Below are 12,039 nucleotides of genomic sequence, written 5' to 3'. Positions count from 1 at the left end.
CCAGTAAACGCGGTCACCATGTGATCGCGTATAGAACAAACTCAAGTTGTTGAATGACCTTATTGAGAATAGTAGCTTGAACTAATAAAATGCGCAAGTTGAGCGCTGCTCTATTTCAACTGAGTGGAATCGGCGATGAACGACGTCACCGCATGGCTGGCCGAGATCGGGTTGCGACATTTGGCGGACAAATTCGTCGACGCGCAAATCGATTTTGACACGCTTGCTCTGCTTTCGGATCGAGATCTGCGCGAACTGGGTGTGCCCATGGGCCCCCGCCGCAAGCTGCTTGCAGCGATCGCTGTGCTCGGCAGTTCGGTGCGGCAGCCTGGGAGTGATCGGACTCCAGTCGAACGTCGACAGTTAACGATCCTGGTCGGCGACATGGTCGGTTCGACAGAATATGCCTCCAGACTCGACCCTGAGGACTTCAGCCAGCTCACACAGACGTTCCTGTCGAGATGCAGCGGTCTTGCAAGGTTGCACGGGGGGTTCGTCGCCAACTACGTCGGTGACGCGCTGCAGGTCCTGTTCGGCTTTCCGACGGCGGAGGAGAATGATGCCGAACGTGCGATGCACTTAGCGCTCGACATCGTGGCGGCCGTCCCACAGATAGAGACGCCGGACAGTTCGCGTCTTGGCGTGAGGATCGGGGTCGCAAGCGGTCTGGTCGTCGTCGGCGATATTGAGGGGGCACCTGCTGGGATTTCGACGGTAGCGTTCGGGTATGTCCCGAATCTCGCGCACCGACTTCAGGCGATAGCCGAACCGAACGGCATCTACGTTGATGAGAACACCTACCAAACAACGTCGGGTGCCTTCGAATACGCCGATGTCGGCGGGAAGACTCTGAAAGGCTTTAGCGATCCCATCCACATCCGGCGCGCTCTCAAACCGATTGCGAGGCAATACCGCTTTGCGGGGAAACTCCGATCGACGCCGCTGGTAGGAAGGAAGAGTGAACTGAAGGCCGTCGAGGCCCTCTGGGACGCCGTGCGAGCTGACCGCCACGGGCGCGTCGCATTGATAAGCGGCGAGCCGGGGATAGGTAAATCGCGCCTGCTCTACGAGATTGGCAGAAATTTTTTCGGATCGAAGGCGCTCGTTGCTCAGTGCGCCCCTGCCTTCACCAACAGTGCACTTTTTCCGTTCTTGAGACTGCTTAAGCAGGAGGCCTGCATTACAGACGATGCGCCGTTTCCGTCTGAAAGGCTGCGGGCCGCTCTGTCGGCCAGCAGCGTCCCCTTGTCGGTTTCGTATCCGATCTTCACACGGCTTCTGGCGCTTGAACCGGAATGCGAACCATCCAGGCTTGCCTCGTCCGAACAGGAGGCGGCGATCAGCCAAGTATTTTCGGACTGGCTCCGGCAATTGGCGAGCGCTGGCCCCCTGATGTTTTTCGTAGAAGACGAGCAATGGATCGATCCATCCTCCGGCAAGCTTCTTCAGACACTCGCTTGCTGCGTCGAGCAGTTTCCGGTGCTCCTCGTGGTTACCTCGCGGGAGACTTGGACGAAGGCTGAGTTCGACGAAGCCGTCACGGTGCATCTTGCACTCGAACGGTTCTCCCTTGGAGAGGCTGGCGAGTTCGTCCGGAATGTCGTCGAAGGGGGGCATCTGTCTTCCGGTGTCGTTTCGAAGCTTCTCAGCAAAGCCGAAGGTGTTCCCCTCTTTCTTGAGGAACTCGCCAGGTCAGCCCTCATGCTTGCTGCCGATTCGTCCGACCTGTCCGGGGCGAAGGACGAGAGCGACGTAGCCATCCCCAACTCACTCCAGGCGGCGCTCATGTCCCGGCTGGACAAGCTCGGCGTGGTCAAGACGGTCGCGCAGACTGCAGCCGTGATTGGCCGGGAATTCGACCTGAAGACACTCGCCCATGTCGTCGGCCTTTCGAGCGAGTTACTGCGGCCGCAGCTCGAACGTCTTGTCGCCGTCGGACTCATCGCGCCGCAGCATGTCGGCGATTGGCCCCGCTACTCCTTCTCTCACAGTTTGTTGCAGGAGGCCGCCCAGGGGGCGCTGCTTCGGGGCAGGCGGCGGGAGCTTCATGCCCTCGTTGCCAGGGCGATCGAGGTTGTCGAACCGAGGACGGTCGTGGAGCATCCGGAGATTCTGGCCCAGCACTACCACGATGCAACGCAGTTCGAGCGCGCTGCCGACTACTGGCTCAGAGCGGGCCGGAAGCTTGGGGCGACGTGGGCAAAAGTCGAGGCTGCGAACATGTTCTCGAAAGGGATAGAATGCGTGGGTAAAATGCCGCTGTCGATGGTGCGTGACAGCATAGAGCTGACCCTTGAACTCGAAAGGGGCGACGTCCTCTATGCGGCATATGGATACATGACTGGCGAGGGCAGCGACGCGTACCGGAACGTCATGCGGCTTAGCGAGGCTACCGGAAATTCGGAGGCGCCGATCCGAGCCTTGGATGGCCTGTTCGGAACTTCATTCAACTCCGCACGTTTCTCTGACGCAGAATGGGCTAGCAACCAACTCAAGCAGATTGGCCGCACGGACGGCAACACCAAGGCCCTTGTGCTCGGATTGCAGTTCGGAGGGATGTGCGCTTTCGCGCGCGGCAGGTTTTCGGAGGCGCGAGAGGCGTTGCTAAAGGCCCTGGAGCACCGCGAGCATTCCCATGAGGTCGGAAGTGACTTTCCAAGCATGTCGATGCTGTATCTCTCGTGGACGCTGCAAATACTTGGGGAGGCCGACGCGGCTATGGAATTGTTCCGCGTGGCTGAAATGGAGACCCGCGGACAGGCAGACTACCACCTCGCTGCGTATCTGGGCAACGGCTGCATCCTGATGTCTTTTCGCCAGGATGTAGAGACGCTCGAGAGGCTGGTCGATGAACTCGTGCCGCTCGCGGCACGTAACGGATTTCAGCTTTGGCTCAACTTCGCGTCGTTTTTTTCTGGGTGGGCCAAGGCCGCAGGTCGCCAAGACGCCTCCGGCCTCACGCAGATGAAGCACATCTGCGACAATATGGGTGATCAGGAGGTCGATAAGACATGCTATCTAGGCGTGCTTACCGATAGCTACCTTCGAATGGGACGAATTGACGAGGCGACAGCGGCAGTTGACCAAGGTCTGAGGCTCGCGAGGCGTACCGGCGAGCACTACTACATGCCTGAGCTGCTTCGTTTAAGAGGCGAACTGCTACGGCAGACGGGCCGGGCCGCTCAGGCCAGGAGGTCGTTTCAAGAGGCGATCTCTTTCGCACGCGATCAGGGGGCCAAGGCATGGGAAGAAAGAGCAAAGCAATCACTATATTTGCTTTCTTCTGATCTCCGGCAGAGATAGCGGCAGTAAGTTCGGCGGACGGCGTGGCCCCGCACGTTAGTGGCCGACCACCCTGGAGCAATTTCCAGGCGAGATGGTCTTGCCGACGATGATGTGGGTGGCGCGCGACGGAAGATTGCCGACGGGAGCGGGCGCAGCTTCTCCGTGCTCGACGAGCCGCCTGACGGACGCCATGAATGGCTCGTCAGTGGGACCACGACGTCGTGGCCCGGAGAAGTCCTTCTGCGCCACCTGGCCGTTTACTTTCTAGTGACTGACGCCGCATGCGCAAAGACCGCAGTTGAAAATTCGGCGCTGTAAGCGCGCGCTGCCGTCGACGTTGACGAGCGCGTGGGTCTTCGTTTTGTGGTCCCGTAACAGCCGGTGCTCCCGGTCTACGACGGCGCCGTAGTCGACGCGGCCCCGCAGGAAGAGGTCATCAACGAAGGCCTTAGCTGCCGCAGTTGCGCTCAAGGCAGTGATCGGCTCACCATCGAAGCCAGCTGCCATCACGATAAACCTGCACGGCTCGGCCGCCGCATCTACGAAGAGCAGACCGTCGATGCCATACTGGGACGCAGACAGTCCGACCATCGGGAGGGGCTCTCGCGCGGCCGTATCCGGCTTCGCCGCCGCGTCTAGGGGCTTGATCTGGGATGTCATCGGGAGCGAGGACGCGGTTTCTAGGGAAAGGATACTTCTCCCCACGAACACGCCTTTGGCGATTGACGCATAGATCGGGTCCGACTGGGCCGCAATCACCATGTTAGCAGCGACGTGGGCGTACCAGTTGGTAACGATCGGTGAACATTTGATACCTTGAACAAGAAATCCGGCAAGGTCGTCGGAGACGGTAAGCAACTCGGCCTCGGTCGGTGTCCCCGGTGTAGCCGCCTTAGCCGCGAGAGAAACCCCGAGGATCTCGAAGAATGCTCCTGTGAAAATACGCGAGAAGGAGTGCGGCTCCGATGAGAGACACGACATCGCTGCATTGCTCGGGAGCGTCGTCGGGTCCTGGTAGTTGAACGAGTTGACTGCACTGCGCAGGCAGTCCGCCTCGGCTAGATCGGGATCCTGCGCACGCAGAGCACTGCCGAGCTGCTCCGCGAGCCTCGAGAGACGCGATTTCGTGTATATGTTTCCGCCATTCACTGTCAGAATCGCGGTGCGCAACGACGGAATCTGGATGGCCGACATCAAGGCACTGATGTCGCCGAAGGACTCGTGAAAGGCTGCGGCCTCCTGGTTGGCGACGCCCCAAAGCCCCGGCTTGAAGGCGTCAAGCACGGCGTGCCCCATCTCGTGACAGCTTACGTCAGCACTCTCGCAGGTGAATACTGTTCCTGTCACGCCCGGACCGTGGAAGAAGTTCAACGCGGCTCGGTCGTAGTTGGCGTCGAGGTCGAAACCCTTGTCGAGCACGACGTTGAGACTCGGCCCACCGTACCATTGTGTCAGCGGCACCCGCTTCGCCCAATAGTCGGCGGCACGCCTCAACGCAGCCGCCGTGGCCCAGTAGCGGAACTCAGATGTCCCGTGCGCGTAGGTGGCAGGGGGCGGCCCCCCAGCCGGGAACGAGAACGCGAGCGGGGGCTTGGAAAGGTCCGGTATGGGCACCGTCAGGCTGACGGCTGATTCAGGATCATCCTCCCATGAGCCCACCGTCCCACTTGGCGGGAGGGGAAATACATTCTTCTTCGGGGTTTTGGTCTTCGCTGCGCCGGCTGCCGGCTTCGTTGGAACTTTCTTAGATTTCCCGGGGGCTTGAGGCATGCGGATGCCCTCTCCAAATGTTGCACCGTTTTACCATCATTCTTCGGATGAAGCCGTAAGCTATCGTGCGTTCAGCGTGTGCAGCATCAATGTTACCATCTGCCATAGGCACCGTAAAGTTAACCGGCCGGCGATCGTTTAGTGCGATCTTGCAGGATGGCACAAGCCGTTCGAGATCCTCGTTATCGCCGCCACTGGATTCCGGGTGAAGTGATTGCCCACGACGATCCTCTTCAATCGCGCATTCTCGTCCTCGAGCTGCTTCAGCTTCCTCATCTCCGGCGGCAACAGACCGACAATGGTTGAACCGCACCGGGTTTGCCGGAGGCTCCAACTTCTGAGAGAGTGGAGCTGATAGGAGCAAGACAACGAACAAGTTTTCACCTGAAGTCCGTGAGCGTGCGATCCGGATGGTTCTGGATCACGAAGCAGAACATCCGTCACGGTGGGCTGCCGTTTCATCTATCGCGGCCAAGATAGGCTGCTCGGCAGCCACGCTGTATGAGTGGGTGAAGAAGACCGAGGTCGATAGCGGCAAACGAGCAGGCCTGCCGAGTGACGTCGCCGAGAAGATGAAGGCTCTGGAGCGTGAGAACCGCGAGCTTCGTCAAGCCAACAAAACGGCACCCGCCTGAGTGGAAGCCGTCCACGGAATCGACAGGGAGCGACATCAAGCTACCGCATATTGGTTTGCATTTTTCAGGCGCCGACGTTGTTCTTGTTCTGCTAGGCCCGATAGAGTTTCGAATCATTTTCCGGTGAGAAATGCTCAAAACTCACGCCGGTTTGTGCGCTGACAGGCTTGGCGAGATCAGCGGCGATTTTCGCGCTTGAAAGGCCGAAAGGCTCGGCCTGTAGATTGGAAATAGGCGTAGCGGATCTTTTCAACGCCGGCTATCCGCATTGCGGGAAGGCACATGGGACAGCGTTGGCCGCTCGCATAGACTTCGCAGCCATCGAGGCGTGGCGTTTGCAACATTTTGCCTGTCGCACGGGGTGATATCAGTTCGGTATGGACGGTCGGATCGCAACGACCTGCATGCGATTAACGCCCGTGGCGATGACTTTGCCATTCTTGACGGCCACGGCGCCGGACGGGCGCCCGCCTTGTTCGACATCATCGAAGGTGCGTCTTATGGCCTGATGGAGAAACGTGATGGCGCCGCTCATCTTGCGCCGGCCTTTTCCAGCAGGGTCACCATGGGCGCATAGCCGCGGCTGCGGGCATGCTGAAGCGGCGTGACGCCGTCATTGTCTGCCAGATTGACGTTGGCGCCGGCGTCGATGAGAAGCTTCACGATATCCACATGGCGCTGGCCACCATCGCCCAGCATGATGGCCTCGAGGAGCGCGGTCCAACCAAGATTGTTGACGTGATCGACGTTGATACCTGCCTCGATCAGCGTGCGCACCGTTTCGACGTGACCGCGTTCGGAGGCGGGAATGAGTGCTGTTCCGCCATAGCGATTGGTGCTCTTCAGGTCTGCGCCATGTGCAAGCGTCATCTTGAGGATTTCAAGGTGTCCGCGTGCGCCCGCATAAAGATAAGGGCTGTCCTTGATGGCATCCTTGGCATTGACATTGGCCCCCGCATCGATGAGTGCGCGCGCGATATCGATCCTGTTGGCATGGGTTGCTGCGAGAAGTGCCGTCTCACCGTTCCTGCCGGGCGCTTCGAGATCGGCTCCGGCTTTGATCGAGGCATTGACTGCTGTCAGATCGCCGGCTCTTGCAGCCTGAAGAAGGGAAGTTTGGACATGGGCAGCGGCGTGGTGGCCGGGCACCGTCGGTTCGGTCATAACTATTGTCCCCGCAATCAATGCCAAGGCACTCAAGCTGAATATCGTTTGGCGCATCGGCTGGTTCTCCTGCTTGTCGCGTTCATAAAAGCTTGATTTCATATTTTGAAGTTAAATGTTGAACTGATAACCGTGGATTTATGAATGCTCCTTGGACCACGGATATGGTGTTCATGCTGCCGTATGATGCCCATGCGACTTATGACGTTCCCCCGGGCAAGGGTCGGAGGGGGGCGCAGCGATGGCGGTACGAGCGGCCGAATGGTCGCTTGGATACGAAATCAAAATTTGCGTGTCGGCGCACAAAGTCGGATTTGTAAAAAGAAATCCTGAAACGCTGCCAAGACGATGGCTTTCATGCCGGTATCAAAGACAACGACGGCCGCGTGATTTGACGTCGCCGCTATACTCGGTTCACCCAAATGCTCATTACGAATTGGTCGCCCACATGCCGCCCGGTGTTTCGTCATTGGCAAAAGTATGTCTCACTGGCCTTGGATTCCGCCGGCCTTCATTATCTCCCCGGCATCCGGATCGTCATCGACAAGTTCTGACCCGACGGCCGCACAGATGCCTCCTCAGGGTGTTGCTCTACAAGCTGAGTACATCGTCGGCCAGAGCGGGCCCAATCATGCATTTATACCCTGGCCAGCAGTTCCTCTTTGCGCTCCAAAGGGGGTGGGAGACGTAGAAAGTCCATAAAGCTATCGGTACTTCACCCGTGAGATATCATCGGCATGGCGATGCGGGGAATTCAAATTATTGTCGTTGAAAGGGCGGGCTCCTGCGCAAGAAGATCGACCAGAAGCGAAAGGCTATGCGTCAATTCTTTCATCGTTGCTGGAGCCCCTAGTCCAAGTCTTACAGCCTCCGGAGGTCGTGACAGCGCAAAAGCGTCACTTGAAACGATACCGACTCCCACAGAGCGAAGCGCCGAAACCAATTCGGCTCTCGACCATGGTTTCGGTACAGCAAGCCAGACGTGGAACCCACCAGGGGAAACTTCAACCTCGTAAGGCAACATCGCCTTCATGGTCTGAACTCTGGCTGCGGTTTCCTGAATGATTGCGCGGCAGACCGCATCTGCTACCCCACTCTCGATCCAACGTGATGCAGTCGCACTGGTAAGAGGTGAAACCAGAGAGGCGGACGCACGGATGGCGCTAGCGACCCTTGGACTGCGCCCGTTGGGCACCGCGACGTAGGCGACCCGCAAGGCTGGAGATAAACACTTGGACAAACTGGCCACATGATAGACAATCTCTGGCGCGAGTACAGCGAGTGGCGCAGGCGCACCAGAAACTAAGGCACCGTAGGCATCGTCTTCGATAATAGGAACGTTGTACGTGCGCGCCAACTCCACCAGCTCAAGGCGGCGACCGTGCGGCATCGTGCGGGAGGTAGGGTTATGGAGCGTCGGCATGCAATAGAGAGCTTTTGGCTTTGTTTTTTGGCAGGCCTTTGCGAATGCCTCTGGAAGCAAGCCCTGTTCGTCCATTTCCAGCGGCAGCAACTTGAGCTTCAAATGCGAGGCTACCGAGCGGAAGCCGGGATAAGTCAGTTCTTCGGCACAAACCGTATCTCCCGGTTCCGCGAGAACGCTCAATATGGCGTGCAGGCCGCCCTGAGCGCCTGCCGTAATCAGGATTCGGTCTGCAGAAACGTCGGGGAGACGTTTCATAAGCCACGATGTTGCAGTCATTCGGTCCCGCATGATTCCGCCAGGCTCCTGATACCGCATCAAAAGATCAAGCCCTTCGGCTTCAAGGTCCTTCGTCGCGTCCCAGATTCGGCGCGTGAGTGCTGCGTTATCGAAACGCGGCGGCAGGTTCATGCTCATGTCGACCAAGCCGGAGGGCTGTAGGCTGGACAATCGGCTCGGTCGCGTTCTGACATATGTGCCTTGGCCAACCTTTCCTTCTACTAGCCCTCGGCTTCGGGCTTCGGCATAGGCGCGGCTCACTGTGGTGAAGTCAATGTCAAGATCGTCAGCTAGCCTGCGCTGCGTCGGAAGCCGGGCGCCCTCCGCAAGCCGCCCGCTTGCAATATCCGTCGCAAGTGCGTCAGCGATTGCCAGGTAGATGGGGCTATCCTTCGTGTCGAGTCTTGGCGTCCATGATGTCGCAACCATTGGAAGTCCTATTGTATTCGATTTGCTGATTGTATGGACGTTATCTGGAAGCGTCTCGCAGTTGTTGTCAAGCCAGACATAACATCCGTTAAGCCGTGACACCTTACCGCCCTGATTTCCCTGATCTACTAGCTTCACGACTTGGCGCTTGCCGTGGGGACCTTCTGGGCGGGCAGGCTGGCCAAGCTTTTTAAATGGCAGGGAGCTCGCGGCCGCAGCAAGGGTTCAGCCCATAGAGGTTGTATGTGCGGCATTTTGTAATGTTTCCGGATTGATTGCATTAATGTATGCATTGATAGCGCATATAATCTAAAATTGAAAGGAAAGGTGATGGCAAGTGAATGGCCTCCGCTGCCCCCAATTCGGACTGGCATTAAAGGTCTTTGCCCACGGTGTGGGCAGGGTCATATCTTTGATGGTTTTCTTTCTCTGAAGCCCAGATGTGATGTCTGTGGCTTGGATTATTCCTTTGCCGATCCTGCCGATGGGCCTGCCTTCTTCGTTATATGTTTTACATGCATTCCTGCTGTCGCAGTCGCCTGCTATATCGAGGTGGCCTACACGCCTCCCATCTGGGTCCATCTTCTGACATCGCTACCTTTGGTCTTGGCCGCCTGTCTTCTTCCTCTGCGCCCGCTCAAAGGCTGGTTGGTCAACAGCCAGTATTTCTACAAAGCCGAGGAAGGAAAAATCGACTGGGAGTTCCGTCGGCAGGGAAGCGGAACAAGCGACCGGGAGCGTTAAGCCATGGTACCGCCGTCCGTCCGATGCGTACCTCTGGGGTTCGGCATTGGCCGCTTCTGGAGTCCGCTGGCACGTGAACTGACGCCCTACGCCTCGTGAATAGTTTGCAGTCGCCAGTTCGATCGAGCTGAGCACCAATGAGAACCGGCAAGCGGTCGCTCGAATGCGTGGGCCGTACCCTGCATCAGCCGACGGTAACCACCAACCTGCGACAATTTGAATTGTAGGTGATATTGATAGGATAATGTATGTATAATTGCATGCAATTAATCCTAGGAAACCGGAACAATGACTGACAAATCGCCTCCGCTGTCGCCGAGCAACAGCGGGTTGGGACAAGGTCTCGAAAACTCCTCCGCCAAGCCAGCTGATCGTCTGGCGTTCTTTTTAATCTGCTTCATTTGCTTTACAGGCGTGGCGCTGGTGTGCCGAATCCAAGTTGCTTATTCGCCCTCTATTTGGGCGCATCTCTTCATCGCCCTCCCACCCGTGCTTCTGGCTTGTCTTCTGCCCATTCGATTGTTGAAAGGCTGGCCTATAAAGAGCCGGTTCTACTTTGAGGCGGAAGAGCGAAAAATCGACCGCGACTACGCTCAATCGAAGCCTCGCAAGGGCACACCGCACGCGGTTAACATTAACATTAACATCTGCAATCGCACACGAGTTCCGAATTGAGAACGCTTTGACGCCCGGAGCCGGAGGGTTTCGGTTACACAGCCCGGTCGTCACCCCATGCAGTTCATGCCGGCAGTTGCTAAGTTTAAACAAACTGTTGGGGTGAACAGGTAACTCGCCATTCGAACCCACAAGTAGCCACCTGCCGTTACATCTAAAAATTGCTACGTTTGCCTGAGTTGAAATCATAACGCGCGTAGCTGATTCACTTGAGAGTCTTCATTATGGATTGGGTACCTATTGCCTTCGGCACGTTCAAAGCCCTCGGATTAGGCGCGGGCATGTTCTTCGCGATCAAGTGGCACTACGACCAAGGGGGGAAGGAGGAAAGGCGAGTTGCATTACGCACGAGCGGCATGATTGCTGCAGCCTTCCTTTTAGCGGTTTCGGCAGTAGTGCTGTTGGCGTTCGTCCTTAGCAGGATGCTTGGTTTGGACCTGAGTTACCCGTGACGGCATCACGTTCTCAGTTTTGGCTAGGCCGTGCACCGGCAAGGAGCTAACATTGGCTTCATCTGAACTTCCTTCCGTCAGTCCCTTCCGCTGGCAAGTCGTTTGCCCAGGGGAGGCGTGGCCGTATTACGAATGGCAGCAGTGAGGTCGTTTCCGGAATAACAGGTTTTGGGCGAGATGATGAACCCCAGAATTGAATGACGAGATTTGTGGAGCACGGTGACCTGAGCGAACGGGAAGCCCCGCCGACTTAGCTTCAAGTGATACGCGATCTACTCAACGGGCGTGCCATCAGGGAAGGGGGCAGGGCTGCGGCCGTGGCTCACTTCATGAATTGTGATGTGTGCCGGATTACCGGCGCTGCCTCTCCAGATGTCATCAAAGCGAAGGATGATGGCAACAAATCCTGTAGCGAACGCGAAACCTTAGACGGTGCACGACCGCCTCAAGTCAGGACCTCACGATGAAAAGTGACGTGGATCGTGCCGCTTTCGGCCGTTTCTGACTTGACCGTGTAGCCGGCCTCCAAGCCGCTCAAATCGTCCCATAGGCGTATGCCACGTCCTAGCAGAATGGGAACAATGGCGACATGCAAGCGGTCCACAAGCCCGGCCTTTAGATAATCGCGAACCATCGTTGGTCCGCCACCTATTCGTACATCCTTGCCGTTTGCGGCCTTTAAGGCCTGTTGCAGTGCATCAACCGGGTTAGCGGCGAGGAAGTGGAACGTGGTACCTCCAGCCATTTCGATCGCGGCGCGCGGTGTGTGCGTCAGGACGAAGACCGGGCATTTGAAAGGCGGCTCATCGCCCCACCACCCTTTCCAGTTTGGATCATCAGGAAAGTTGTGCAGCCCGAACTTGCCAGCGCCCATGATTTCCGCGCCGATGTTGTCGAAGTAATCCCTTGCATACGCATCGTCCATGCCGGTGGTGCCTTTGCCGCTGGTGTCCTTGAACACACGCTCCCGGAACGTCCTCGTCGCGACATATGCGCCGACTAGGCGCGACCAGTCCTGGCCGAACGGATTGTCTGGCGTCTGGTCCGTCGTTGTTGCAAAGCCGTCGAGCGAGATAACAAGGTCGGCACGAACTGTCATTGGCGCACTCCCAAATACTAAGGTAATCACCTTTATATTATCAGCCAAACACTAAGGCAAGTGCCTTTTTATTCTTGACCGGCG

At 57.5% G+C, this 12,039-nt stretch carries 10 protein-coding genes and 1 pseudogene; 5 read left to right on the top strand and 6 right to left on the bottom strand.

Annotated elements, in window-relative coordinates; all coding sequences use genetic code 11:
- Positions 1–135: 135 nt before the first annotated feature.
- Entirely contained in the window at positions 136–3,303 is a 3,168-nt protein-coding gene (locus tag ACSQ3J_RS20850; RefSeq protein ID WP_436040051.1) for an AAA family ATPase, read from the top strand.
- Positions 3,304–3,339: 36 nt separating this feature from the next.
- Here ACSQ3J_RS20850 and ACSQ3J_RS20845 read toward each other — a convergent pair whose 3' ends face one another.
- Together ACSQ3J_RS20845 and ACSQ3J_RS20840 are read right to left on the bottom strand one after the other, a co-directional pair.
- Complete coding sequence (locus ACSQ3J_RS20845; RefSeq protein ID WP_436040050.1) at positions 3,340–3,477, bottom strand: hypothetical protein; 138 nt, start codon at positions 3,475–3,477, stop codon at positions 3,340–3,342.
- Between the two features lie 72 nt (positions 3,478–3,549).
- Positions 3,550–5,055 (bottom strand): hypothetical protein, encoded by a 1,506-nt coding sequence (locus ACSQ3J_RS20840; RefSeq protein ID WP_436040049.1) that lies wholly within the window; start codon positions 5,053–5,055, stop codon positions 3,550–3,552.
- Between the two features lie 359 nt (positions 5,056–5,414).
- On the opposite strand from ACSQ3J_RS20840, the pseudogene ACSQ3J_RS20835 reads away from it, so the two are divergent.
- Positions 5,415–5,675: pseudogene (locus ACSQ3J_RS20835) on the top strand (transposase); the annotation flags it as partial.
- A gap of 382 nt (positions 5,676–6,057) precedes the next feature.
- Here ACSQ3J_RS20835 and ACSQ3J_RS20830 read toward each other — a convergent pair.
- From ACSQ3J_RS20830 to ACSQ3J_RS20820, 3 genes are all read right to left on the bottom strand, one after another.
- A complete protein-coding gene (locus ACSQ3J_RS20830) occupies positions 6,058–6,225 on the bottom strand; it encodes a hypothetical protein (protein ID WP_436040048.1) in 168 nt (55 codons plus the stop codon).
- On the bottom strand, positions 6,222–6,854 hold the full coding sequence (locus ACSQ3J_RS20825) for an ankyrin repeat domain-containing protein (protein WP_436040047.1): 633 nt from the start codon (positions 6,852–6,854) through the stop codon (positions 6,222–6,224). Before ACSQ3J_RS20825 ends, ACSQ3J_RS20830 begins: the two co-directional genes overlap by 4 nt.
- Before the next feature lie 754 nt (positions 6,855–7,608).
- Complete coding sequence (locus ACSQ3J_RS20820; protein ID WP_436040046.1) at positions 7,609–8,985, bottom strand: PLP-dependent aminotransferase family protein; 1,377 nt, start codon at positions 8,983–8,985, stop codon at positions 7,609–7,611.
- A gap of 330 nt (positions 8,986–9,315) precedes the next feature.
- Between ACSQ3J_RS20820 and ACSQ3J_RS20815 the strand changes: the two genes are divergently transcribed.
- The 3 genes from ACSQ3J_RS20815 to ACSQ3J_RS20805 all read left to right on the top strand — a co-directional run bounded on the left by ACSQ3J_RS20815 (position 9,316) and on the right by ACSQ3J_RS20805 (position 10,856).
- Entirely contained in the window at positions 9,316–9,729 is a 414-nt protein-coding gene (locus ACSQ3J_RS20815) for a DUF983 domain-containing protein (protein WP_060506826.1), read from the top strand.
- 288 nt (positions 9,730–10,017) lie between these two features.
- Complete coding sequence (locus tag ACSQ3J_RS20810) at positions 10,018–10,404, top strand: DUF983 domain-containing protein (RefSeq protein ID WP_436040045.1); 387 nt, start codon at positions 10,018–10,020, stop codon at positions 10,402–10,404.
- Positions 10,405–10,628: 224 nt separating this feature from the next.
- Entirely contained in the window at positions 10,629–10,856 is a 228-nt protein-coding gene (locus tag ACSQ3J_RS20805; RefSeq protein WP_436040043.1) for a hypothetical protein, read from the top strand.
- A 445-nt stretch (positions 10,857–11,301) separates the two neighbouring features.
- On the opposite strand, the gene ACSQ3J_RS20800 is transcribed toward ACSQ3J_RS20805, so the two are convergent.
- The gene (locus tag ACSQ3J_RS20800) at positions 11,302–11,955 is read right to left on the bottom strand and encodes a dihydrofolate reductase family protein (RefSeq protein WP_436040042.1); all 654 of its coding nucleotides are present in this window, start codon (positions 11,953–11,955) and stop codon (positions 11,302–11,304) included.
- Positions 11,956–12,039: the final 84 nt, after the last annotated feature.

The sequence above is a fragment of the Rhizobium sp. LjRoot98 genome (assembly GCF_964252935.1).
Classification (GTDB): domain Bacteria; phylum Pseudomonadota; class Alphaproteobacteria; order Rhizobiales; family Rhizobiaceae; genus Pararhizobium.
The sequence above is the reverse complement of the archived record's forward strand: the minus strand, read 5'-3'. Positions and strand labels throughout refer to the sequence as shown.